The organism is Syntrophorhabdaceae bacterium (assembly GCA_035541755.1).
GTDB lineage: Bacteria > Desulfobacterota > Syntrophorhabdia > Syntrophorhabdales > Syntrophorhabdaceae > PNOF01.
In genome coordinates this window covers 14,142-39,185 of sequence record DATKMQ010000130.1, presented here as the reverse complement: position 1 = coordinate 39,185, position 25,044 = coordinate 14,142, and the positions used below count along the sequence as shown (strand labels likewise).

Annotated in this window: 19 protein-coding genes; all 19 read right to left on the bottom strand. The window is 52.0% G+C overall.

Translation table 11 applies throughout. The features are described from left to right. Positions 1-391 precede the first annotated feature (391 nt). Positions 392-1,351, bottom strand: a complete 960-nt coding sequence (locus tag VMT62_13260; GenBank protein ID HVN97391.1) for an SDR family oxidoreductase — start codon at positions 1,349-1,351, stop codon at positions 392-394. Between the two features lie 370 nt (positions 1,352-1,721). Further along, a complete protein-coding gene (locus tag VMT62_13255) occupies positions 1,722-2,432 on the bottom strand; it encodes a Crp/Fnr family transcriptional regulator (GenBank protein ID HVN97390.1) in 711 nt (236 codons plus the stop codon). A gap of 208 nt (positions 2,433-2,640) precedes the next feature. Continuing rightward, a complete protein-coding gene (locus tag VMT62_13250) occupies positions 2,641-4,746 on the bottom strand; it encodes an FAD-dependent oxidoreductase (GenBank protein ID HVN97389.1) in 2,106 nt (701 codons plus the stop codon). 78 nt (positions 4,747-4,824) lie between these two features. Beyond that, the gene (locus VMT62_13245) at positions 4,825-6,480 is read right to left on the bottom strand and encodes an NADH-ubiquinone oxidoreductase-F iron-sulfur binding region domain-containing protein (protein ID HVN97388.1); all 1,656 of its coding nucleotides are present in this window, start codon (positions 6,478-6,480) and stop codon (positions 4,825-4,827) included. 64 nt (positions 6,481-6,544) lie between these two features. Then, positions 6,545-7,993 (bottom strand): FAD-dependent oxidoreductase, encoded by a 1,449-nt coding sequence (locus VMT62_13240; GenBank protein ID HVN97387.1) that lies wholly within the window; start codon positions 7,991-7,993, stop codon positions 6,545-6,547. A gap of 66 nt (positions 7,994-8,059) precedes the next feature. Continuing rightward, the gene (locus tag VMT62_13235) at positions 8,060-9,367 is read right to left on the bottom strand and encodes a TRAP transporter large permease (protein ID HVN97386.1); all 1,308 of its coding nucleotides are present in this window, start codon (positions 9,365-9,367) and stop codon (positions 8,060-8,062) included. Beyond that, positions 9,360-9,836 (bottom strand): TRAP transporter small permease subunit, encoded by a 477-nt coding sequence (locus VMT62_13230; GenBank protein ID HVN97385.1) that lies wholly within the window; start codon positions 9,834-9,836, stop codon positions 9,360-9,362. The genes VMT62_13235 and VMT62_13230 overlap by 8 nt, the downstream gene beginning before the upstream one ends. A 22-nt stretch (positions 9,837-9,858) precedes the next feature. Further along, complete coding sequence (locus VMT62_13225; protein ID HVN97384.1) at positions 9,859-10,881, bottom strand: TRAP transporter substrate-binding protein; 1,023 nt, start codon at positions 10,879-10,881, stop codon at positions 9,859-9,861. Positions 10,882-11,391: 510 nt separating this feature from the next. Next, a complete protein-coding gene (locus VMT62_13220) occupies positions 11,392-12,876 on the bottom strand; it encodes an FAD-dependent oxidoreductase (GenBank protein HVN97383.1) in 1,485 nt (494 codons plus the stop codon). Between the two features lie 124 nt (positions 12,877-13,000). Next, entirely contained in the window at positions 13,001-13,843 is an 843-nt protein-coding gene (locus tag VMT62_13215) for an SDR family oxidoreductase (protein HVN97382.1), read from the bottom strand. 167 nt (positions 13,844-14,010) lie between these two features. After that, positions 14,011-14,766: a DUF169 domain-containing protein gene (locus VMT62_13210; GenBank protein HVN97381.1), complete on the bottom strand. Its 756-nt coding sequence runs from the start codon at positions 14,764-14,766 to the stop codon at positions 14,011-14,013. Between the two features lie 9 nt (positions 14,767-14,775). Beyond that, positions 14,776-16,224 (bottom strand): FAD-dependent oxidoreductase, encoded by a 1,449-nt coding sequence (locus VMT62_13205; protein ID HVN97380.1) that lies wholly within the window; start codon positions 16,222-16,224, stop codon positions 14,776-14,778. 62 nt (positions 16,225-16,286) lie between these two features. Then, positions 16,287-18,383: an FAD-dependent oxidoreductase gene (locus VMT62_13200; protein ID HVN97379.1), complete on the bottom strand. Its 2,097-nt coding sequence runs from the start codon at positions 18,381-18,383 to the stop codon at positions 16,287-16,289. A gap of 245 nt (positions 18,384-18,628) precedes the next feature. Next, positions 18,629-19,069, bottom strand: coding sequence for a hypothetical protein (locus VMT62_13195; protein ID HVN97378.1), 441 nt, complete (start codon positions 19,067-19,069; stop codon positions 18,629-18,631). A gap of 221 nt (positions 19,070-19,290) precedes the next feature. Beyond that, entirely contained in the window at positions 19,291-20,292 is a 1,002-nt protein-coding gene (locus tag VMT62_13190) for a TRAP transporter substrate-binding protein (protein ID HVN97377.1), read from the bottom strand. Positions 20,293-20,339: 47 nt separating this feature from the next. Beyond that, a complete protein-coding gene (locus tag VMT62_13185) occupies positions 20,340-21,353 on the bottom strand; it encodes a TRAP transporter substrate-binding protein (GenBank protein ID HVN97376.1) in 1,014 nt (337 codons plus the stop codon). A gap of 270 nt (positions 21,354-21,623) precedes the next feature. Beyond that, positions 21,624-22,910 carry a TRAP transporter large permease gene (locus VMT62_13180; protein HVN97375.1) on the bottom strand — a complete coding sequence of 429 codons (1,287 nt, stop codon included), beginning with the start codon at positions 22,908-22,910 and terminating at the stop codon, positions 21,624-21,626. Further along, positions 22,907-23,383, bottom strand: a complete 477-nt coding sequence (locus VMT62_13175) for a TRAP transporter small permease (GenBank protein ID HVN97374.1) — start codon at positions 23,381-23,383, stop codon at positions 22,907-22,909. The genes VMT62_13180 and VMT62_13175 overlap by 4 nt, the downstream gene beginning before the upstream one ends. Before the next feature lie 81 nt (positions 23,384-23,464). After that, positions 23,465-24,901: an FAD-dependent oxidoreductase gene (locus VMT62_13170; GenBank protein ID HVN97373.1), complete on the bottom strand. Its 1,437-nt coding sequence runs from the start codon at positions 24,899-24,901 to the stop codon at positions 23,465-23,467. Between the last annotated feature and the right edge of the window lie 143 nt (positions 24,902-25,044).

Genomic DNA, 25,044 nt, shown 5'->3' with positions numbered 1-25,044 from the left:
CGGCCACGATTCTCTTTTTCTTAAATACGCCAAGGCGCTCACCACGGTACTGGCCGTGAAAGACAGGGTCACGGGACATAATCCTTTGGCTGCCGTCTATTTGTCGGAAAGTTATTACCCCTGGATTGACAAAGAATAACGTTTGGCAGGGCTCTCCCCTATTGCCTCAACGGTCAGAGCCTGCACGTAAAAGCGAAGATAAGTCATTAGCCCGTAGAGCACCGCTTTGGGTCTTAATACCCACCAAAAGGAACCCAGGACGTTTCCCAAGGCTCCTAACATTTTGTCGGGAACTTTTGCGTTTACCCATTGTAGGATCCTATTGCAACTCTGGCTACTATTCCCATCTGCACCCGATAAGGATTAACAGCCTATTTGGCTTACACAGTTCTCACGATTCCTTGAGAAAGTGTGCATAGGTCTCCGGGTGCTTTTCCAAGTACTCTGCCAGACTCTGCGCAGGGTGGCCGGTGAGCCGTGGAACCGAGTCGGCCACAGGACCCGCTTCACCGGTCGCAATCTGAAGGTAGTGAGAGACCCATCCTTCAAGTTCCGGCTCCGTGATACCCGTTCCGGCTATGCTTTGACGAAGGATTTCGTGGTCGATCATGCGGCTCATATTACGATTGACCCTTGCCTCATGCGGCGTTAAGGCCTCGTATGATATCTTTCTTCCGATCACGGCGGATAACCTCTCAGCCGTTTCTTCCATGCTCAGCGCCTCTGGACCGGTGAGGTCGTAAATCTGGCCGTCGTGACCATGTCCCGTCATAACGGCTACTACACAGTCCGCGATATCGTCGCGCGTAATCCATGAAACTCGCCCCTGACCGGCCGGTGCGCGAATAACATCATCGCTCATTATGTGTTGCGGGACATTATCCATATAAAGGCCCTGGCGCAAGAAGGTAAACGCGACTCCGGTCGATCTGACAAATTCCTCTGTACGAAAATGCTCACGGGCCAGAACAAAGGTTGCATCGGGCGCAGCATTGAGGAATGACAGGTAGATAACGTGCCGGACACCGACGGCCGCGGCGGCAGATACGGCGCATATGTGTTGATGCAACCGATCGTAATATGGCATCGATGTATTGTGGTCCTTGGATTCTTTGATTACCCCCATTATTTCACGGGCTGAAACAAGAAACATGGTCTGCACGCCGGAAAGCGCCTTTCCCATGGCCGTCGGGTCTCCGTAGGAGGAAACCTGGCAGATATCGGCGCCTGGAAGTTTGGGCGCCCTCGAAGGATCCCGAACAATGAGCCTTTGGGGAAGACCAAGCGACGCTATACGGGCGGCCACTTTGCCCCCTATGTGACCGGTAGCTCCAGTAACTGCAAACATCATTTCACCTTCCTTGGTTCTTTCGCTAAAGTCTGCGCATACCTGTTTTTCCATCTCCCACAGAAGATACAAACAAGGACCCGGCAATGTTGAACAACTCGTCTTAATGACTTCCCGCTCGCTGCCAGACGAGGAAAACCGCATGGTCCCCGATAGAACCCCTTGCAGACAGTGGAATGATAACAAAATTGAAACTTTCGATGCAATGATTTTGCTCTATGATCTATATCATGAATCCTTGTTAGCTAAATGCGCTCTCGCCCCGAATCAGTTGGGCATGAGTGAAGAGCAGGTAAGCACTTTGGACCCTCTCACTTCTTACACACATTTTGCAGGCAATGGTTAGAAAGATGTTATGACTTACAGTCCGAGTCTACGCCCGTCCAGGCGAGTGTTCAGGAAAATGACTCATGTTCTTAAGCTCGACATCGTTGAGAATGCGTATTTTCCGTCGGTCCGAGTGAATGATCTTCCGTTGTTTGAGGGTGGAGAGTATTCTTATGGTTGTCTCTGTCGTTGTCCCCGACAGTTCTCCGATTTCCTCACCGCTAAACTGAAGTTCGGGACCGAACTTACCGCGCAGCATGTAAAGAACGTCACAGACCCTTTGACTGGCCCTTTCACCCACCGCGTCTATGAGCCTATCGTATGCGGACCTTAGGGCCTGTTCCATACTCAGGATCGTCCCAAACAAAATCTTTGGGTCTCCGATTACGATCGGTACGTAATCTTCTCGTTTTATCCGTAACAGTGTCACACCCTCAATCGCCTGAGCGGAAAGAAAGTGCGGTAGTCCGGAGAATACCGCTATCCCATTCAGGGAGCCACCGCAACTGGCCACATAGGCAACAAAAGTTTTCCCGGTACCTGATTGCTTGAAGCACTTAACACGACCCTTCTGAACGATGTAGAGAAACTTTGACGCGTCGTGCTCGCGGAAAATCAGATCCCCCCTCATAAACTCATAACAGGCTGCAACGGGGACCAGGGGCATCAGGGGCTCGTGATCAAGTTGCATAAACTCCGCGAATTGCTTGATGGTTTCGATCTTATCTTCGAGAGATATGTTCTTTATTACCGACATGATGGTTATCTATTATATCACTAGTCAAGAGCTGTTACAAAAGGTTTTCATTCCAGTGCTGCGTCATGGCCCGTCTCTCGTAACAAACGACGCAGGTTGTCCAGGGTCTTAATTCCGTTTCCTGAAGGATCACAATTGGCGGTATTAGGATACTCGGGCGGAGCTACACTACAGCGCCTTCATCTGGCGCTGCATAAGGGAGACGACACTAATAACTCGTCCAAAACTTCACGGGCTTGATCATGAGCCTTAGATCACATTGGAGACATCGTTTCGCTTCGTTTGTTGCAGCCTCATCACCCATGCCTTCTGCCACGCTGCAGAAACTATGAATCCTTTGTTCCGGTGGCACATGTTTCTCTTTACATCGCGCCATCGCGGCAAACCCTTGCTCCGGTCCAAGATATTTATCGGGCTCGGCAACTGGCGCCAGCTTTTCGTCAATATTTCCCCGGCCTCCAAGAAATCTGTCAATGGCTACAGCAGCTTTTCTGCCGGAAGCGATGGCCTGGATTACTGACCCGGTGCCGGTCGCTGCATCGCCAGCTACAAATACCTCCTCCCTGCCCGCGACGAGGGTATAGGGGTCAAACTCAACGAGTCCGTTTGACGTGGTATTGAGCCCAAGGGTCGCAGGCACGTCTGGCCTCTGGCCGATGGCGAAAATGATAGTATCGCTTTGCAACATGTGCCGTGAATCAACGACGGTAGTGACCTCCAGGTTATTGTCTTCGTCAAAACCGAACGATTCGACCTCCAAGAATTCGAGACCTTTGATCTTTCCGTTGTCCCGAAGGATTCGGGTACACGTCCTCGATGGGTAGATAATTATCCCCTCTTCCGTTCCCTGATCAATCTCATCGCGTCCGGCCGGCATATCCGCTTTGCTTTCAAGGCAAGCCATGGATACCTCATCTGCGCCAAGCCTCAATGCAACTCGCGCGCAATCAAACGCGACATTGCCTCCGCCCAACACCAAGACCCTCTTCCCTACGTCTATTTTCTTTCCCTGGCTCGCCGCCCTGAGAAAATCCGTACCAACCAGGATGTCCTCTCCGTCTGCCCCTGGGATCGTCAGTTTTACACCCAGGTGAGCCCCGATCGAGACGAGAACAGCATTAAAACCGTCTGTCAAAAGCGAATCAACCGAGTCCACACGGGTACTCGTCTGGATTTTAACGCCCAAGTTCTCTATTGCCTGGATCTCATCGTCGATCACGTCTCTGGGCAGGCGGTACCCTGGAATGCCGTAGCGGAGCATTCCTCCGGGCAAAGCAAGAGACTCAAAGACCTCTACAGAGTGCCCCTGGACTGCAAGATAGTACGCCGCCGTGAGACCGGCCGGACCGGAGCCGACAATGGCCACCTTGTTGCCCGTGGGCGGTTTCCTGGTGGAAGACCTTTCCCTCAGCTTGCCCTCCTGATGCTCGGCGGCATGACGCTTGAGACCACGTATCGAGATGGCATCGTTCAGTTCGCCTCTTCTGCAAGCCTCCTCGCACGGATGATTACATACATACCCGAGCACCCGGGGGAAAGGTACTTTTTCCTTAACGACCGCTAAGGCATCGGCATATTTCTTTTCACGGATAAAACGGATGTATCTTGGAACATCGATCTCAGCGGGACAGGAAAACCGGCATGGGACAATCGAGGCTTTTCGGCTTTTGTCTTTGGCAAACTCTTTTTTGTCCATTATAGCACCTGTGGGACAGACTTCCACGCAGGCCCCGCAGAACCGGCAGCCGGATTCAACAAGGGGGATATCCCCGGCGGTCCCGATATATGTCTCTTTGTCTTTTTTCCGGTAGTGCAGAACTCCTACTCCGCGCAGTTCTCGACAAGCCCTCACGCAGCGTCCGCAAAGAATGCATTTGTTTGGGTCCGAAAGGAAGAGAGGGTTCGTGGATAGAACCGGAAAGAGTTTGGACCGTCTTCTCACCCTGAGCTGATCGTCCACGAGGTATTGCTTGATCGATTGGAGTTCGCAATTAAGGTATTTGACGCACGTATTACAGTCCGGAGGATGGCCGGCGAGTATGAGTTCCATGGCGAGGCGCCGCATACGATCGACCTCGAGGCTTTTCGTCCTGACCACCATACCCTCGGTGGCGGCAGTGGTACACGACGGTTGCAGGCCCTCCATACCCTCTATTTCGACAACACAAAGCCGGCACGCGCCAATTGGCGAAAGATCCGGGTGATGGCACAAATGAGGGATGTATATCGCCGCATCAAGGCAAGATTCGAGCACAGTCTTCCCTTGATGCGCCTCGATATTCTTGTCATCAACGATAAGTCGGATCGTCTTCAATACTCATCCATTTTTTTGATCGCCGCAAAAGGACAAACTTGGTCAGAGGACACGCAGAACTCCTTGTTGGCCGTTCTCTTAATCATGGCCTTGCGTGCACTTCTTTTGCTTGATATGGGCATCATATTCATGACGAAATAGTCTTATACTGCTCAAGACCGGATTAGACGCATTTCTACCCAGGCCGCACAGGGAAGGTGCCCTCATGGCTTCACCAAGCTCAGTCAGAAGATCGATATCCTGGGGCCTGCCCTCGCCCCGGGCCACATCCTCGAGGATCTCCGATATTTGAAGCGTCCCCTCTCTGCAGAAAACACACTTTCCGCAAGACTGCGTCTGCAAATAGGACATTACATGTTCTGTCATCTCCACGGCGCAGGCGTCATGCGCTATCACGCTGATCCTTCCCGATCCCATGGTCGAGCCGGTGACATCCAGGTTACCGTAGTCTATAGTGAGGCCAGAATCATCGGCACTGAAGAATGAACCGGTAGGGCCACCAAACTGGACAGCCTTTATGGGTTCGCCGGCCGATACACCCCCTATTTGACGCACGACATCGCTCAGGGTAGTCCCGAAGGGCACTTCCACCGTATACTGATGGACCATCTCGCCGGCCAGATCAATGACCTTTGATCCCGCGCTTGCGGTAGTACCTATGCCAGCGAACCACGCGGCACCTCTCTGAAGGAACGCAGCCACATTTGCCAGGGTTTCCGCGTCGTTGACGATAACTGGCTTACCCCAGAGAAGCGGCGGCATACCAGGGCGATTCCGCGGCTCTGGAACAGGCTGGCCGCCTGCCAGCCAACTTAAAAGAGCGCTTTCTTCACCTGACAAAAGCGACGGCGCCATCTCCCTGATTTCTATGTCGCAACTGAAGCCGGAGCCAAGGATGTCTTCGCCCACGAGGTCGTAATCCCGCATTTGCACGAGTGCCTTTCTGAGCTTTTTCAGTGTGTCATCATCTCCTGAAGGCACTACGACGATACACCGCGAGGCCGCCACAGCATTGGCGGTAATCAACATACCCTCCAAAACCGTGTGAGGGTCTGACTGCAGAAGAAGTCTCGCTGTCCGTGCCTGAGCATCGCTGTCGACGGCGCTACAGATGACATATTTTTCGTCTTTCCCGGCATCGCGAACAATCTTCCACTTCTCAACCGTCGGCTGCCCATCCCGCCTGTCTCTCAGACGGGATCGCCTTACTTCCTCCATAACGTCGAACGGGCTCATGTCCAGCGCCCCCGAAAGGCCTGCGTAGCCTCCGCAGCCAGCTATGTAAGAGTCGATATTCTCAGGGTCAACACGGCCGCAATTTCGCAAGGCAACACGTTTCTGAAGGCTGAACATGGGTAAGGCCTGGCACGTCGGGATACCGCGAATCTCTTCGCCCCCCAAGAGGCATAAGGCGAGATCAGGTCTCGGGTCGTCCCCCTCAATACAATCCGGAATAAGCTCAAACGCAAGGTTTGCGGTGACATGAGGGTACAGAATAGTGGAACGGCCAGGCTTTTCGATTATCACCAGCGGCTCAAGGTCGTAATACCCGAATGATCCACCAGTGATGACCCTTCTATGTCGGCCGTCCTTTTCGGACCATTTCTTGAAGAGGGTAACCTGTTCGGAAACATCTACCTCAGGGGCAGCGGCAACGGTTACCCGGACACACGGTGCATCAGCGCGGAAATGGTACTGAAAGTAGGCTTTCTTTGTGACTTGCTCAAAATTCATTGTTCAACAAGCATCTCGGTGAACGCAGTCGGAATGAAAAAACGGGATGTCCGAGACGGCATGCCTAACTGCCCAGGTATTTAAGCACGTTCTTGCCAGCTATGCGGCCTGAATTTGCTGCAAATCCCGCGGAAAGGCCTGAGGAGACTTTAATGCAGTAACTGTCTCCCCACATTCCGCCTGCGTCGAATCCTCCCGCATAGAGACCTGGGATTATATTGCCCTTTTTATCGATTACCTCCGCCCGGTGATTAATCTTGATGCCGCCAAGGGTTCCGAGAAATATACATCGGGCTCTGATGGCGTAGAACTTCGGCCCTTTGAGTGGACGCAGGTATTTTCGATCTTTGGCAAAGAGTTCATCGTGGCCGCGAGCACAGAAGTTATTGTACTCCTCAACGGTTGCCTTCAGTACATCTTTCTCAACACCCATCTTTTCGGCCAGCTCCTCGATCGAGTCCGCGGCAAACACATCGGTACTGCCTCTTTCGAGAGCAGCCTTTAACTCTCTGGCAAAATCGACGGGCCGTGTTCCCACAGGATTGTCCATCCCGACCTGTTTCTCGATTCCCTTCTCCATGAGGATTTGCAGAATCGAGTCGTCCGAGAGCCTGTAAGTAAATCCTTCTTTGTAGCGCGCGCTGGCGTTGCCCATGGAGGTGTCGTAGAAAGAGACACTTTCGTCGCAGTACCTTTCTCCACGCGGATCGACCCACAGGTCAGGCTGAGCGCCGACCATCTCAAGCGATCCTTTCAAAACATAATCCGGTCCGAATGGCCCCGCGCTAAAGGTTTCCAGTACACCGAGACCCTCCTCGGCCGCGCCGGCCTCGAAGGCCATGCGTATGCCATCACCCATCTTATCAACGTTGCCGATTGGAGTCATGTTTACGTTCAGATCGAAACCGCAGTATTTTTTTATCCATTCTTTGTTGTTCGCGTAGCCGCCGCTCGCGATGATCACCGCCCTGGCAGCAAATTCAATCTCCTCATCGTTCTTTTCAGCAACGACACCGGCTATCCTGCCGCCCTCCTTGACAATCCTTCGCACTGTCACACCCGGTTCGAATCGCACACCTCTCTCTTTGCCCGCTGTGGCAAGAGCCTTTATGATCGATGCACCCTGCCCTTTCACGGGGTGGTAGGTACGGGGCGACTCGGGCATGTTAATTGTTTCCGGTCTGAACTCGACCCCATAATGCATAAACCAGGCGACGGTCTCGGCGGATTCGTTCACGACGGCCCTGACGAGCCGTGCATTAGCTCGCCAGTGGCTATACTCCATGATATTCTTGAAAGCTTCGTCCCGGCTGTACGTTATGTAATTTATCCGCTGTCTCTCCGTTTCCACTGCAAATAGACCGGAGAAGAAGTTCGAAGTCCCTCCCAGGGACTGCTGCTTCTCAAAAACGATGACTTTCGCGCCTCCCTCTGCGGCGGTGACCGCAGCAGCCATCCCGGTCACGCCCGAACCAATCACTATCACATCGGTCTGTTCCTTATTTCCTATCATGCTTCTCCTCCAGTGGCCGGCAAATTCAAATTTTCACTCCTCATACTGACCCGGCGATACTATCCCCTATGATACTTTCATGAGAACGGACGGTAACCACGTTGCAAGCCCCGGAAAGACGAACAGGAGCCCAAGAACCAGAACAAGTGCAATAAGAAACGGGGCGCACCCCTTATATACAAGTCCCATCGATTCCTTGGTGATACCTGCCACCACAAATACCGCAATTGCCACAGGGGGTATAATGACACCGATCATCAGCGACACTCCGATGATGACTGCAAACCATACCGGGTCGAAACCAAGTTTTAATACTACGGGAAAGAATATAGGAGTCGCAAGAATCATAAAAGCCAGGTCATCGATAAAGGATCCACCCAAAAGATATATAAAGATGATGAGGATCATGATGACGCTCCGCGGTAGGGCCAAAGAAACGGTCCACTCCGCAACAAGGGCTGGAATCTTCGCCATCTCAACGAAATGGCCAAGCACGGCCGAGCCGGATAGCAGCATAAGTATCATTGCGGACATGCGTAGCGACTCCCTGACCGATTTCGTAAAGGCCGGGAAGTTCAGATCGCGCTTCAATACGGTAAGGATAATCAGGGCTATGGCGCCAATGCTTCCCGCCTCAGTGGGCGTGAAGAATCCCGCCATCAACCCTCCGATTATCACGACAAAGATCAGTAGCGGCCAAAACACCTGCGGGACCGAACTCATCCGGTCCTTCCATGTGAAAACAGGTCCTCGCGGGCCAAGACCCGGGTTGATCTTACACCAGCCCACGACTGTCAAGAAGAATAGGACCGCTATTATCATACCGGGTACAGCCCCGGCGAGGAAGAGTCTGCCGATGGATTGTTCGGTCAACATGGCCATAATGATCATTGAACCGGCCGGCGGAATCAAGAAACCGAGAGTACCCACGCTTGCCACAACACCGGTTGAAAGCTTCCTGCCATAGCCATATTTGTCCATCTCGGGGATCGCCACCGACGAGAAGGTGGCTGAGGTTGCGAGACTCGATGTGGTAATCGCCTTAAAGAGGGTTGCGCCCACCACAGTCGCCAGGGCGAGGCCACCCGGGACATGTCCGATAAATTTTCGGGCCGTTTTGTACAGCTCTTCAGCCATGCCTGAGTTAAAGGCTATCTGGCCCATAAGCATAAACAGGGGTATCACCGTAAAGGAGTACGAGGCAAAGGCATCAAAGAAGTCCTTTGATAAGAGGCTTACGGCGGGGTTGGTCGAACGCAGATAGACAAGTCCCACCAGACCGATGATACCCATGGCATAGGCCAATTCTACGCCTATGGCAAAGAGAACGAGGAGAAGGACAATTCCTGCACAACCTACCAATACCTCAGCCATTGGAACCTCCGCGGTGTACTGATTCGAAGATGAGGATAAGACCGGCTATCACAAACGCGCCTCCCATGGCATAGGTGACAGGGTAAAAAGGAAGTTGGAGGACCGCCGTATAGTCGCCGGTGGCTCTGAACTTGCCTGCCATCTTGACAAGCGCGTATCCTAACGCGAACATAAAACCAGCACCCATGAGCCGGGAGATCACATGGAGAACGGACTTGGGGGCCTCTGGCAGCTTCTGCAAAATGATATCCACAATGACATGGACTTTGCCTATAACGCTCGCCGGGATCGCGAAACCAAGCACAATCCCCCCGGCAAAGGAGATGAGTTCATAGGCACCGGGGATAGGATGTCCGAATGTCCTGCCTACCACATCCGAACCGGAGAGTATCATTACCGCTATAAGGGCAACTCCGGCCACAGACTCTATCCAGCCGCTGAACCTGTGCAGAATCCTTTCAATTATCATAAGACCTCCAGAGCCTTACTATCTATTTCTGGTTCTTTTTTACCCAATCCTGAACAAACTTATACGCTTCAGACGCCGGAAGCCCCTTTGCGGTCTTTTCCTTTACATAGGTATCGTACACAGGAGCGATGGCCTTGAACCAACGCTCGTCCTCCGCGCGGCTTAAGGGGGAGATCGTGTGTTTCATCGCCTTCAGAGCGTTGACAGACTCTGCACTCATGCGTTCCCAGGTCTGCGCGGTCTTGACAGCATACTCTTCCGATAGTTTGTCCATAATCTGCTGGATGTCTGGTGGCAGAGAATTCCATTTCTCCTTGTTCATAACGACGAATTGAATCGAAGCAGGTGCGGTAAGGGTATTCTCCACCGTGAAGGGCAAAACCTCTCCCCATTTGAAGACCGTGAGGCCTGGCCATGCAGAATAAGTCCCGTCTATGACCCCTTTTGCCGCGGCATCGTACGTGTCAACAGTGGGTATGACCACCGGCACTGCCCCAAGATCCTTCACCAGTTCTACCATCGGCCCGCCAACAGTCCTGATTTTCATGCCCTTCAGATCTTCGAGCTTTTTGATAGGTTTCTTGGTATGAAGGAGTGCGGGCGTGGTGGCAGTAAACCATAAGACCTTTACGTCCTGCAGTTCCTTGGGCTTGAATCTGTTGACGTAGTCCTGGGTCAGCTTGACAGCCAGAAGGGAGGTCTTGAGTCCTGTGGGCAAATCGAGAAGTTCCATCATAGGAAATCTTCCGGGCGTGTAACCGAATGCGGAGAACCCCAGGTCAGCTATTCCGTTGGTCACCGCTTCATACGTCTGAGGCATGGAGACGAGCGTGCCTCCCGGATGGTACGTTACCGTGACGCGGCCGTTGGTCCTCTTCTCGACCTCCTTACACCACTCCTGTAATGTTAAGCTTACGTCCTCTGTAGCCGGTAGGTAACTTGCAAACTCGAGTTTCGTGACTTTATCGGCGCCATAAGACATGCCGGTCAATAAAGCAAAACACACAAAGATTGCTGCACAACAAAATACACACGTCTTCTTCATAACAACCTCCTTATCGGTTCTTTGTCGTATGAAGCATCGCTGCCCATCATCGGAATGCTCAAAAATTCCCCTCCTCGAACCAAACTGCCTCATCGTGATAATCTTATTCCGCACGGAGAAATCAATCCCTGGCGACCGATAAGAAGCTGCAGATGTCTCCGCCCTGATAATCGCTCTAAAGCTTCAAGCTCGCTTTGATCGCAGGAGTTCTAGGCCGCCTTTCCCGTCCTGCAACATGATGGCACGAAGATTCCCGATCATGCAATGATTTGATTCTATGACATAAATCATAAAAGTAAGCACCATGGACAGATCACAGTATCCTTCACCAGGCATCAACCCGGGACTCGGATTGAAGCGCGTCCTAAGATCGGGATGGATGGCCAGAAAGAGCAGGCCGTGCATTCAAGGGTCATCAGGGAGCGCCAACCTCTCACGACCACGCCGCCATCCATGAAAGGTTCCTTTTTTTCAGGATTCCTCTGGGGTGCGCGCTCGATCCATGGCACACTAATCCGACCGGGGCAGACGGCCTTGACTCGCATCCGGCCTGTCCTGTCTGTTCGATATGCATCTCGCTGCATTTTCCCCTGCAATACGGGCCGAATTAACGGCGAAGGCGAGGGCCATTCCCGAGAGGACGTAGCAGTAGGTGTCTGATTGCCAACCGCCGGCGTCATTACCCGTGGCGAAAAGTCCCGAGATAGGGTGGTCCCGCCTATCCAGCACCTCCATGTTCTGGTTGACCTTGATGCCTCCGATGGTACCATGAAAGGCCTGATGGCACCTGATAGCGTAATACGGAGGCGTGCTCAGAGGCTTGAGATACCTGCGGTTTTTGTAAAACAAATCGTCGTATCCTCGATCGCACGATTTGTTGTAAGCTATAACGTTCTTCTCGAGCACATGAGCTTCGGCCCCAATCCAGCCGGCTATTTCCTTCCATGAATGTGCTATCTTCACCTGTCCTTCCTTTGCCTCTTTTCGCAAATGCTTATCAAACTCGGCCATTTTGCTGCCTGGAGGAAACAACCTGTGAACACCTTTCATCAGTCCGTCTTTGATGAAGCTCTGTTTGATTGCTTCGTCAAAGAGGGTAAAGGAAATCTTATCCGGTTGCCTGTTCAGCGCGTTCGCGCTCTCTGCCGGAAGATACGTGGATTCGTCGATAAACCGTTCACCTTTTCTGTTTACCCATACGGTATTGGACTCAACGGACACAACCGAAACCTGCAATGATCCCTTGAAAAATGGGCCCATAAAGAGGATATTCCCTAAATCTTCTGTGGCGGCGCCTGCCTCGATTGCCATGCGGATCCCGTCCCCCATGTGTTGTATACCGTTTACCAGGGCGTCTTCAGTATATTCAGGGCAATACTTCTTCAACATCTCCTTATTACCGGAATATCCGCCTGTTGCAATGACTACGCTATCCGCACAAATCCTCATTTCCTTGCCGCCCGTTACGGCCACTACCCCCTGAATCCCGTCTTTCCCCCTCATAATCCTTTTGGCAGCGGTCCGGCTCAAGATAAGTACTCCCAGTTCCTTGCACCTCGCTGTCAATGCTTTCACCAAACCCGCCCCGTAACCTTCGGGCACGTGATAGAGCTGCGGGACCTGATTATGATAAAAATTGCGCACGTCTTCAAATCGTACGCCCATCTCTTCCAGCCATGCCACAGTGTCTCCGGATTTGTTGATGAATGTCCTGATAATCTCCGGATTAACCTTCCAGTGTGAATATGCCATAGCTGTCTTGAAGATATCCTCAGCGTGCGCATCGATCTTCATCCGGCGCTGGACAGGGCTTTCTGCAGCCATTAACCCTCTTGCCAATGCCGTATTTCCGCCGACCAATTTTCGTTTTTCAAGGAGTGTAACCTTTGCCCCTGCCTCTGCGGCAGCTACGGCGGTTGCCAGGCCACCACCACCCCCGATGACTACGATGTCGGTGACAACCATGTTGTTCTTTGAAGTTGCCCGTGATTTCATAGCCCCACCCCTATTTGTCCCCGTTCACCCGGACTATATCCGCGCCTGAGAAACCCCTCTCTCATGACCTCACTACCGTAGCAAGCTGCGATACCCTTGCCATCACTTGTCTCAGGAAGTCTGTTCACTCTTTTTTCTTTCCACCGGCTGCTTCTACGCTTTGAACGATCCTGTTCATGGCAGCGCCTGAAACATCGACGATGGACGCCCCGCCATCCACTGGAATAACCACACCGGTCGTAAAGGACGAATCGTCGCTCGCCAGATAGCTGCACAGGCCGGCTACTTCTTCAGGTACCGCTGTGCGATGAAGAGGAACATCGTTGGAAAACCGGGAGAAAATGTCCTCTATGCCTGTTCCCAACATGTTGGCAAATATCTGCATATTACTCGTGAACATATCGGATTCCACAGCTGCGGGACAGACTGCATTACAACGGATCCGGAACCGGCCGTAGTCAAGAGCTGCCTGGAAAGTCAGATGGATAAGCCCCGCCTTTGAGGCGCAGTATGCTGGTTTTCCCGGGATGCATCTGATACCGGCCAGAGAGGAAATATTGATGATGGATCCTCCTCCTGTTTTGATCATGTGCGGTAAGGAAGCTTTCATTGTCAGGAACGGACCGGTGAGGTTGATTTCGAGCGTTTTTGTCCATATCGCGGGGTCCAGATCCACAATACTTGCCGGTCTGTGACTCATAGCAGCATTATTGACGAGGACATGCAACCCGCCGGAAAAAGAGAGCGCCGTTTCTACCATCCGTTCCACATCATTTGGATCGGACACATCCGCCGGACAGGTCTTGATTTTATCCGATGGCAGCGACTCGGCCACTTTTTCAAGCATTTCACGGCGACGGCCCGTTATGCACACCCTCGCTCCGTCTGCCACAAAACGCCTGGCAATTGCTTCTCCTATACCCGTTCCTCCGCCCGTTATAATTGCTACTTTTCCCTTTAAATCCATTCTCTTCCTCCTTGCTTAATCTCGAGAAAACTCCGATGCTTCTGCCGACGCAGTCTCAAGAATTTTCCTTCAGTAACCATCACTCATTTCCAAAAAAGAACCTGTTATTAAAACCGCGCCATGGAACATCCGGATGTTCTGCAATTGCTCACATGTACGTGCGCCTTTCAGTGGGCCGGCTCAAGCCCCAGTCTGCTCAGCAGTTTCGCGCGGAATTCATCCCCGCCGGGCTTGAGCACTGAGAGGGTTAGCGGCATTCTCTTCAGGCTATCCAGCATACCGGCGGAAAGATCAAAGGGTATGGAGATGAGATGTGTACCCGGAGGAAATACTTTGCGCGCTCTCATGCCCAAACTCAATATGGGAGTGTAGTTTAATTCTCCGGAAAGGTAGGGGTATACAAAGAGCCAGGCACATCCGATTACCCCGGTGCTCCTGCTTATCCACATCTTTCCCGTGGAGTAGCTCATGGCCCTGAGCAGGATCTCTGACTGTTCCTCTTGGGTGAGAAAGATGAGGAGATCCGGGTCATGAGTAAGCTTGTTAAGAGGAGAAAGCATCACAAAATTGATGTTTCTCCTCGCCTCCAGCCTGGGGATATGATCGTACAAGCGACTGCCTGACCGGGGACTGTCGAAAATCTCCAGTCCTGTGCCGTATACTCCTGATGTATACACGGGTGGCAGGTCCTTGCCGAGTGAGTAAAGGGCCGCTCCGCAAAGATGGTTCTCCGGGGCTGCATAAAAGGCATGTCCTTTCTGGGAATATGCGAGCATCTCGCAGAGAGGCATGGTACCCTCAAGGCATGCGGCATCTTCCGGCTTCGCCGTGCAGTATTTTACCCCCACTGGAGGGGCTTGGAGATTGAGTTTCTCGCTTATCTCCAGCCAGTCGTCTTTGTCACGAAAGGATGACTGTGTCATGTCTCTCTCCTAATTCTTTCGTTTTATTGATGCGTAATGAACGGCATTTTCTCCTGCAATCCGACCCGAATTAATAGCAAAGCCAAAGGTACTGCCGGAAAGGAGGATGTTATAGGTGTCCCATTCCCATCCGCCCGTGTCCGCTCCAACACCGTAGAGCCCCGGGATGGGAGTATCTTCGTGATTCAACACCTCCATGCGGTAGTTGATCTTGATTCCGCCTATTGTGCCCAAAAAGGCCGAATGACATCTGACCGCGTAATAAGGGGGTGTTTGCAGGGCAGAAAGATACCTGCGGTCTTTGTTGAAGTGCTCGTCATACCCCTGCGAACAGAAACTGTTGTACTCGCGTATGTTGCTTGTGAGGGTCTGCGTATCCACGCCTATCCAGGCCGCTATTTTGCCCCAGGAATCGGAAATGATAGCTCGGCCCTGTTCCGCCTCGTCTCGGAGAAGCTTGTCCAGATGAGGTAGCTTTGTCCTCTGCGGCACATAGATGGCCCCAACCCCTTTGATAAGCCCCTCCGTGATGATGCCCTGTTTGATTTTCTCATCGAAGATGGAGTATGACACCTTGTCCGGTTGCCTGTGGACCGTATTTCCGCGCCCGTCGGTGATTGTTTCGTCTGTGAAACGTTCCCCTTTCTTGTTCACCCAGATGGTGTTAAATTCCTGAGCCACGGCCGTCACATGGATCGGCCCGAAAGATCGGGGACCGCCCAAATGAAGCAACCCCAACCCCTCGGTGGCCGCTCCCACATCCATTGCCATGGTGAGGCCGTCTCCCGTATGGGGCAACCCCGCATTGTAGTCGTTTTCTGTATACGTTGGACAGTATTTCTTCAACAACTCTTTGTTGCCCCCAAAACCCCCCGTGGCTATGACTACGGCCTTGCAGGATGCTTGAAACTCTTCAGCCTTTGATTGCGCGGTCACGCCCCTGATTTCCCCCTTTTCATTCACAAGGATTTTTTTGACGGCTGCATCACGCACAATCCTGACACCCAGGTCTTCACAGTCCCTGGTCAGCTGCTTCACCACGGTAGCCCCGCCCTTCTTCAAACAGTGCCAGACCAGCGGTACTTGGTTGAAATAGAGAGCAGGCATAAAAAAATTCAGTCCCTTCTCTTCAAACCAGCGGATGGTATCTCCGGACTTGTCTATGAAAGCCCGGATAATCTTCGGATCAAGCTTCCAATGGGCAAAATCCATCGCCTGTCGGAAGAGTTTATCTCTTCGAGCGTCGATATTTGACCGCTGCTGGACTGGGCTTTCAGCAGCAAAAAGTCCTTCGGCGAACACGGAATTGCCGCCCAGCGTATGTCTCTTCTCCAGCACGATGACCCTGGCCCCTTTTTCCGCGGCCGCCACGGCAGCAGCCAGGCCGCCTCCACCACCTCCGATGATGACGATGTCAGTTTCAAGTTTAGCACCCCGTGAACTCTTGTCCGTTTTCATTACGTCCTCCTTATCATCTGCCTATGGCCCCTAAGGGCCGACTTGGCGAAATTTCGACGAACCTAAATGGCACGCGCCACCTTCGATGCGGTACCTATGGCATCCACGATGAGGAGGGGTTTCTGACAATCACCAACCGCATAAACCTCAGGCGCCTTTCCTTCAAGGCTCTTGAACAGGCTCGTGTCTGCCGATAGCGGCACAGCGGGGATAACTGTGTCCGCCTCAATTACCGATTTTGATCCATCTCGAGTAGTGATGGTTACGCCGTTGGCGACAATCTCAACCTGCCTCACACCCGTAACCATAGCTGCACCTTTCTTCCGGAACCAGGCCAATAGGTGGTTCAGAAGCACCTCCACCATTCCCTCTCCCACAGCATCACCCGATTCGATAATTGTCACCCTTCTTCCGCGCTTCGTAAGGAATTCCGCCAGCTCACAGCCGTGTAGTCCGCCTCCGATAATGATGACCCTTTTTCCCAGTGGCATATAGAATCGGGACAAAAATCTTAAGGTGCGTGGTCCGAAAACTTTCAGAAAGAACCTCATCTTCCTGTGGAGGTCTTTCCCGCTCAATACATGACGGCTATTAATACCCATTACCTGCGGGGTTACAGTGGTGCCTCCCGTGGCTACGATCACCGCGTCGGGTTTTATTTTCTGAATGTCACGCAGACCAACCTCTCTCCCTAATTTGACCTTCACCCCCAGCTTTTTAAGCTGCCTATCAAAATAGCGCACTATGGACAGCAGATCTTCGGGGTGATCTCCTTTCACTGTGGCCGCGATGTGCAACAATCCACCGAGGTTATCGGCTTTTTCGAAAAGGGTCACATCGTGGCCCCGAAGGGCCGAGACTCTAGCCGCTTCCATTCCAGCCGGCCCGCCGCCGATTATGACCACCTTCTTTTTCTTCAGGGCCTTATCGATGGTGTTGTACTCCGTTCCAAGGAACGGGTTAATGCGACACCGCGCGTTAGCACCAAGACACGTATCGCACGCAGTGCAGGGGGCTATTTCATCTACGTTACCGGACAAGAGCTTGTTCGGATAATCGGGGTCAGCCTGTAAGCGCCTTGTCATCCCGATGAAGTCCGCTTTGCCCTCGCGCAAAACATGCTCCCCAAGTTCAGCATCGAGTCTTCCCACAACGATGATTGGAATGCTCACTTCCTTTTTTATTGCTTGAGCGAGGTATATGTTGGCGCCTGCTCCTTTGCGGCTGGCATTATATTCTTCAGGCATCGATCTTAAAGGAACCACCGGCTCCGGGTAGAAAAGCGCCTCAGGAAGAAATGAACCCTGATGAAATCCAAGCCAGTGGCTTCTCACCTGAATAGCGTCGGCTCCGGCAGCCTCTAAGAGCTTCGCTATCTTTCGGCCGTACTCTGGAGTAAGACAGGCATTATTATCGATACCCAGAGCTTGGCCAATCTCCATGCCATTTATGATCACTTCTACCGCAAAGTCCTGTCCCAGACGTTTCTTAATCTCTTGAATGATCTGCCCGACAAATCTCACCCTGTTCTCCGGGGTGCCACCATACATGTCTTCCCTTCGGTTCCAGAAAGGGGATAAGAAGTTGTGCAACAGATGGGTGCTGGCGGCATTTATGTCCACACCATCAAATCCCGCTTTCGCACACCTCACAGCCGCGCTCGCGAACTTATCCACAAGGCCCTCGATTTCGGCAATCGTGAGAGGCCTCGGCGGATCCGAATGAAAATCACTGGGACTATCCAAGGTGGTCGGAGAAGCACCGATAGGCGGGCCTTCAAACAGAGGTTCCGGCATAAAAGGGAGTTTGGTTTGCCATGGTCCTTCGTGAACCAGCTGTATAAAAGCGGGACAACCATATCCGTGAATGATCCTGGTCAATTCACTCAAACCCTTGATGTACTTATCGTCGTCTATACGGTAACGTTCCTTCCATCGCCTTCCGTGCGGATAGTCAATCGTAGCGCTTTCCACTATCAGAAGACCCACGCCGCCCCGCGCGATTGACTCATAATACGACTTGACTTTCTCGTTCATCTCGAGATCATCCTCGTGCCACATGAGCATACCCGATGCGGTCTTGACGATTCTATTTTTCGTTCTTACGGCCCCTATATGGTAAGGTTCCAGTAGTTTTTCAAATCTGCTGTTACTTGCCATCTGTTCTCCTTCTCCAACGCGTGTCAAAAGATTTAGTCATCGCGGCGATACACGGGCAAAATTTCAGAAACCCTGTGAACCGTTTGTGAGCGACATCGTCAATAGTCGGCCCATGAACAATCCGGGTGCTTAAGAAAATAGCTGATCAACACGCCAGTTATTTGGTGACGCTCCACAGCTTCGAAGCCTCCACCCGAATCCTCTTTATATCCGCTCATTCCTTAACGACAGTGCGCTGGTTTAACCTACTGTGGCTCAGACGCATTCTGAATGTACGTACCGTAAGGCGCGGTCGAAAAATGAACGATAGGTCGGTCAACCCTCCGTATCCAATAGGGGCAGTGGCTCAGCCCTTTGGGGACAAATATGAGGCAGCTATTCTTGATCGTGTGTATTTCCCCGCCAAGCCAGAATTCTATTTCACCGCAAAGATCGAGCGGGTCCTCCGGGTTGGTGCCAAAAAATGCAACAACCTCGTCGAAATCATGCGTGTGCGCTTCCGCCTGCTTTATATCCGAGGCTTTCAGATACCAGCCTGAAGAAACGTAAAACGCCCCTTCCACCACTTCCTTGTCCAGATACAATATCCTTTCCCGGTACTTTTCCGGATCGGGTGCCTCTTGTTGAGCCGATTGAGGAAGTTTTAGCTGCGTCACGATATATTTCCCGTATTTGCTTTCACTCATTATCTGTTCTACCTCCCCGTTGTATCCGTCTTTTCACCAGGCAATTAGCCGCAGGTCTCCGTAGGAATATACCTCATGAAACTAACCCTTTCGCATAGGTTTAACCGCTCTGGGTGAATGCCTAATGCGCCTTTTGAGACCACCTCGTGATTCTCTATCTCATTGGCTTCGCTAGAGGGGGTTTTTCTGCAACCCCCTTTTTTCATCCTTAAACGCTGTGCCTAACGTGCCGCCTTGATCTTGTCATAAGCCTCGAATTCCGCCGGCTCCGTGAGCATCTTCCTCCAGACGTCCTTTGTAGCTTCTCGAAAAGCCTCGATATTTGGTTCGGAGAAAACCATCCCTTTCGATTTCATCAAATCTACATCCTCACGTTCTTTATCCAACACTATTTTGGTCACCTCTGCATTAACCTCTTTCCACGTATCCATCCAAAGCTTCTTGCTCTCCGGAGTGAGGCTCTTCCAGACATCTCCGTTCAAATGGAGGAGGAATGCCGAAATCATGTGGTGGGTCAAAGTCCCATATTTCAGAACTTCCCAAAACTTCATGGCCACAACAGGCTGTGTGGGCACGGCGAGACCGTCGGCAACTCCCTGACGCAGGGCTATGTAAAGTTCTCCAAATGGTATGGGCGTGGGACGCGCGCCTATGGCCTCGAAGGTTTCAACAAAAATCTTGTCCTGGGGAACTCTGAATTTCATTCCCTTCATATCGGCGGGCGCGCGGACCTGAGTTTTATTGAAGAACATAGACTGCCAGCCTCCAAACTGCCAGCCAAATATATAGATTCCGGTTTTCTCCAGGTGTCTCCTTGACCATTCCTCTCTGATTTCACCGTCCATGACTTTGCGCGCATGATCCAGATCACGGAACAGGAAAGGGAGTTGGATTACGTAGAACTCTTTCGACCCACCGGCGGGTGAGTACATCATTGCCAGGCTGCCGGTCTTGACCGATTCGAGCATCTGTTGCCATTTTCCAAGCTGCGAATCTGGAAAATAGGTGATCTGAATTTTTCCGTTCGAACGCTGGGTCATTCTTTCTGCAAACCGTGAAGGCGCTTGGCTTAAAGGATCGTTGCCGGGAATCTCTGAGCCGATTTTCAGAATAAGGGTCTTCTGTCCTTCACCCGTATACGCTGTAGCCAGAGGAGATAGACCCATAAGAATGACCGAACACACGATAGTCACTAGCAAATAACGCATTATTTTCCTTTCCATTTCTCCCTCCTTGTATCGTTTTGGATCAGACAAGACACGCACCTGATCTATTGTAAAGCCCGAATTTTCTCGTACGCCTCTCTTTCTTCAGGCTTGGTGACGAGCTTCTTCCAGACATCCTTCGTCGCTTCCCGGAACGCGTTCACATCTGGCTCGATCACTACTCCTCCTTTTGATTTCCACAGAGCTATGTTCTTTAATTCCCTGTCTCTCCCTTCCTTGTCTGCCCATGCTGCGACTTCTTTCCATGTATCCAGCCAGACCGTCCGGGTTTCCGGGGTCAGGCTCTGCCACAGCTCACCGTTCATATGGGCCCACAAAGGTTGAAACATGTGTTTTGTCAGGACCAGATACTTTGCCACGTCATACATATTGAAATTGACGAAAACGTCCAGAAGGCCTGCGGCGCCATCGGCTACTCCCTGACGGAGCGCCAGGTAAAGTTCTCCCAGGGCTATGGGCGTCGGACGCGCACCCAGGGCCTGAAAGGTTTCGACGAAGACCCTGTCCTGGGGAACTCTGAATTTCATTCCCTTCATATCCGCCGGCGTGCGAACCTGGGCTTTGGCGAACACACAATGCTGGAATCCTGCGTTGAGTCCGCCAAAGATATAGATGCCGGTCTTTTCCATGTGCTTTTTTGCCCACTCTTCTCTGATGGGCCCCTGGAGAACCTTGGCAGCATGATCGGAATCGCGAAAGATGTACGGATACAGCATCATGTAGAAGTCCTCGGAACCCCCTGCCGGCGTGTAGACTATCGCCAGGCTGCCGGCTTTAACCGATTCGAGCATCTGTTGCCATTTTCCCAGCTGCGAATCGGGATAATGGGTGATTTGGATTTTCCCGTTTGTTCGTTGCTTCATCAGTTCGGCAAATCGCATAGCTCCCTGGGTTCCCAACTCGTTCATGGGGCCTTCAGACCCTGACTTCAGAATCAGGGTCTTCTGTCCTTCACCCGTATAGGCTGTGGCTAAGCAAGCCGCACCAAACGAAAGCAGAATAAAGATAGAGACAGAGATAGAGATCGTCCGTACACATCCACCTATTGCTTTTCTCATTGCGTACCCCCTTGATATAAGATACTGACACATATATGTCCCTTGACGCGCAATCTCGCAAAAGACACGCCTCAGACAATCAGCCGTTAAGCTGCGAGAATCTTCTGATACGGCCGCGTCTCCGCAGCGCCTCTGAGACTCGATGGATCGTCTCCTCGTCTCATCAACCAGTTCTCTCAGCATGTCGTGGCTCCACGTGTTCCGGGCCTTTTCCTGGTATAAACACGTTACTCAGAACTGCCATATCTTCCAAAGTGATCTGCTTTCCCTTCATCTCATAAGATGGTTAGGAAGCCACAACGTCAATCCGGGCCACAGGGTGATGATGACAAGAGCGATGAGAAGCCCGATGAGATAGGGTATGACCGCTCGAGACACCTTTGATACGGTAGTCTGGCCCAGTGCCGAGACAATATAGAGAGTGGCACCCACGGGTGGCGTAATTAGAGCAAGCGACGTATTCACGGCGAATATTACGACAAAATGAACTGGATCAATGCCCAACTTAGTGATAACAGGAAACAAGATGGGGATCAGCATCATGGTTAAAGGAAGCGGCTCCAGGGGAAAGCCCAGCACGAACAAAATGGCGTTGATGATAAAAAGAATCACCAGAGGATTGCTCGATATAGAGAGCAGTCCCTCTGTCATCTTGACGGTAATCTGCTCGGCGCTTGCGACCCACGAGATGACCGCAGCCCCAGCGACCGTAAAGCATACGGATGCAGTCAGGACGGCACACTTCTTTACCACCTCAAACGTGCTTCTTAACGTAAGTTTCCGGTAGACCACAAACCCGAGGAAAAGAGCGTAGGCTACAGCCACTCCGGCTGCTTCCGTAGGGGTGGCTATGCCGAACACGATCGACCCCACAACGACGATGGGCATGAGAATCGATAGGGCTGAATCCTTAGCGGCTCGAAACAGTTCTTTGCGATCGAATTTCTTCACCGTAACCAGTCCCTTTCGTTTGGACACAACATAGTTCGTGATCAGAAGCAGAACACCCATCAGACACGCCGGGGCGGCGCCCCCGAGGAATAGGCGCCCGATGCTCGTGCCGGTCATGCTCCCGATGAGGACGAAAGCGATGCTGGGAGGCACAATAGGTCCAATGCAGGCCGAAGCTGCGATCACGGCAGACGCCATCTCCGGTGGATACTTTTCCTGCTTCATTGCCGGAATCATCACCGATCCGGTGGCGCTCGCATCGGCCACCGCAGATCCGGTCATCCCTGACACAATCATATTAGCGACGACGGATACGTTGCCCATCCCCCCTGTCACGTGACCGACCAAGGCCTGAGAGAAGCGGACCAGATGGTACGTTACTCCTCCTTCGTTCATCAACCCGCCGGCCAGGATAAACATTGGCATGGCAAGAAACGGGAAGGAATCGACACCGTAAACAAAATTTTGGGCTATGGTCGTGAGAGCAATCGGGGCGGGACCCAGCCATGAGATAAGGATGTAGACCATTCCTGCGAAACCCATGGCAGTTCCAATCTCCATGCCCAAAAACAACGTGAGCAGCATTACGCCGAAAAGAAGAATCATTGCGGCCTCCCGAGTTTCCGGAACTTTCTCACCACTTGAACGAAAAATAGGATCATGCCCAGGGGCAAGGAAAGATAGATAAACGCCTTGGGAATCTCCAAAGCGGCGGTGGTAATGCCCACCTTCGAGGTCACGACCATCACCTTAATCATCAGAGCGCTTACGAACAACAAGAAACCCGCCGAAAGCCCCAGAACAATCCGGTCCACGATAGTTCGTACGGTTTGGGGGAGCATGACCAGAAAGGCGTCTACCCAGAGGTGTCTATCCTGGGAGTAGGCCACGCCGATCCCCAGGAATGCCAAATAGATAAACGCAGCAATACATAACTCCTCAGACCAGGTAAAAGGATAACTGAACACATAGCGCATGATTACCTGGGCAATGGTAAGCACCGCGATCAAGATTAGGAGCAAGGCGCACAGGATCTCGGCGGTACCGACTAACACCTCGTTGAGTCTTTTCCCATTCATGAACTTCCCCCTTCAAGAATTCCACACAGTTGATTTTCGAATAACGTCTCTTTAGTAAGCGGGAGCACCTTCATTGGCTTGTTATGAGACATAGTCTGCCGCATTCTCCCCGGCAATTCGCCCCGAATTGAGCGCAAAGCCAAATGCAGACCCGCTGAGCTCGAGACAGTATGTGTCCGATTCCCAGCCTCCTGTGCCTGCTCCTGCGGCGAACAACCCCGGGATAGAATCACCTTCCTGATTGAGCACTTCCATGTGATGATTGATTTTGATGCCACCGATCGTACCGAGAAAACCCTGATGGCATTTGATAGCATAATAAGGCGGCTTACGCAGCGGTACCAGGAAACTCCCGTCTTTTAGGAGGAGATCGTCATATCCGCGCTCACAAGAAAGATTGTACTCACTGACGGTGTTGATCAGGACTTTCGGAATCGCCCCTATCCATCTGGCAATTTGTTCCAGGGAGTAGGATATCTTTATCCCTCCCTTGGCAGCTTCTATTTCAAGCTTCTTTTCAAGTTTCGTCAGCTTGGTGAGGGGTGGTTTGTTCGCGTAACCCTTGATGAGCCCCCGCTCTATGAAGCCCCGTTTGATCTCTTCGTCAAAAAGCGTGAAAGAAACCTTTTCCGGTTGCCGGTTCAACGCGTTCGCGGCCTCAGGCCATGTGAACCCGCTGGTTTCATCGACAAACCGCTCTCCTCTCTTATTTACCCATATTGTGTTAGGTTCCATCGCGACAGTCACCACATCCAGAGCTCCACGAAAATAAGGACCGCGCAAAAGCAGCGTTCCCAGACCCTCTGTAGCGGCCCCTGCCTCTGTCGCCATGATCAATCCGTCACCCGTGAGAGGCAAGCCGACTGCGTGAAGGGTCTCCGTGTAATAAGGATAATGTTGCCTCAACAATTGCTTATTCCCGGCATATCCTCCGGCGGCAACAATGACACTTTTGGCATGGATCCTGAAATCCTTGTCGTTTGATACGGCCATAACCCCAATGGTCTCCCCATCGTCATCGATCAATATCTTCTTGATGGCGACACCACGAAGTATTTGCACACCTAAGTCCTGGCACCTTTTGGCCAGAACTTTGACAACACCGATACCCAGACCGCGTGGCAAGTGAAAAATGCGGGGACCCTGCGTAGGAATAAATTGGGATATATCCGCGAACTTTATTCCCATATTTACTAACCATTCTGCCGTATCGCCGGACTTATTTATGAAAGCACGAACGATCATCGGATCCGTTTTCCAGTGCGCGTAGCTTAATGCCTTTTTTATCAGTTCGGCTTTGCTCGATTCGTTTCTCAGGCGCTTCAACGCCGGGCTTTCTGCTGCGAAAAATCCCCCGGCCATTGCTGTATCTCCTCCCAGGTTGCGCCTCTTCTCTGCCACGAGAACTCTTTTCCCTTTCTCGGCAGCCGCAACGGCGGCGGCAAGGCCGCTTCCACCTCCTCCTATGACGACAATTTCGCAGCTGAAATCTTCGTAACCCTCTGCCGGTGTTTTCATTTCAGATTTCACCCTTTCACGCTTTGTCTTTCAAAATATTGCCCCAGCCTGTCAACCCCGCCTGATGAATATCTTTCAGTATTGCCTGCGCCTCCCTATAAATAGAAAATGTGACAGAGTAATGTGTCGTATCTCATCAAACG

What these genes read in the sequence shown, in the direction of transcription:
- VMT62_13260 (HVN97391.1), bottom strand. Translation starts at nt 1,351, where the DNA reads ATGATGTTTGCAGTTACTGGAGCTACCGGTCACATAGGGGGCAAAGTG.
- VMT62_13255 (HVN97390.1), bottom strand. Translation starts at nt 2,432, where the DNA reads ATGTCGGTAATAAAGAACATATCTCTCGAAGATAAGATCGAAACCATC.
- VMT62_13245 (HVN97388.1), bottom strand. Translation starts at nt 6,480, where the DNA reads ATGAATTTTGAGCAAGTCACAAAGAAAGCCTACTTTCAGTACCATTTC.
- VMT62_13240 (HVN97387.1), bottom strand. Translation starts at nt 7,993, where the DNA reads ATGATAGGAAATAAGGAACAGACCGATGTGATAGTGATTGGTTCGGGC.
- VMT62_13235 (HVN97386.1), bottom strand. Translation starts at nt 9,367, where the DNA reads ATGGCTGAGGTATTGGTAGGTTGTGCAGGAATTGTCCTTCTCCTCGTT.
- VMT62_13230 (HVN97385.1), bottom strand. Translation starts at nt 9,836, where the DNA reads ATGATAATTGAAAGGATTCTGCACAGGTTCAGCGGCTGGATAGAGTCT.
- VMT62_13225 (HVN97384.1), bottom strand. Translation starts at nt 10,881, where the DNA reads ATGAAGAAGACGTGTGTATTTTGTTGTGCAGCAATCTTTGTGTGTTTT.
- VMT62_13220 (HVN97383.1), bottom strand. Translation starts at nt 12,876, where the DNA reads ATGAAATCACGGGCAACTTCAAAGAACAACATGGTTGTCACCGACATC.
- VMT62_13215 (HVN97382.1), bottom strand. Translation starts at nt 13,843, where the DNA reads ATGGATTTAAAGGGAAAAGTAGCAATTATAACGGGCGGAGGAACGGGT.
- VMT62_13210 (HVN97381.1), bottom strand. Translation starts at nt 14,766, where the DNA reads ATGACACAGTCATCCTTTCGTGACAAAGACGACTGGCTGGAGATAAGC.
- VMT62_13205 (HVN97380.1), bottom strand. Translation starts at nt 16,224, where the DNA reads ATGAAAACGGACAAGAGTTCACGGGGTGCTAAACTTGAAACTGACATC.
- VMT62_13200 (HVN97379.1), bottom strand. Translation starts at nt 18,383, where the DNA reads ATGGCAAGTAACAGCAGATTTGAAAAACTACTGGAACCTTACCATATA.
- VMT62_13195 (HVN97378.1), bottom strand. Translation starts at nt 19,069, where the DNA reads ATGAGTGAAAGCAAATACGGGAAATATATCGTGACGCAGCTAAAACTT.
- VMT62_13190 (HVN97377.1), bottom strand. Translation starts at nt 20,292, where the DNA reads ATGGAAAGGAAAATAATGCGTTATTTGCTAGTGACTATCGTGTGTTCG.
- VMT62_13185 (HVN97376.1), bottom strand. Translation starts at nt 21,353, where the DNA reads ATGAGAAAAGCAATAGGTGGATGTGTACGGACGATCTCTATCTCTGTC.
- VMT62_13180 (HVN97375.1), bottom strand. Translation starts at nt 22,910, where the DNA reads ATGATTCTTCTTTTCGGCGTAATGCTGCTCACGTTGTTTTTGGGCATG.
- VMT62_13175 (HVN97374.1), bottom strand. Translation starts at nt 23,383, where the DNA reads ATGAATGGGAAAAGACTCAACGAGGTGTTAGTCGGTACCGCCGAGATC.
- VMT62_13170 (HVN97373.1), bottom strand. Translation starts at nt 24,901, where the DNA reads ATGAAAACACCGGCAGAGGGTTACGAAGATTTCAGCTGCGAAATTGTC.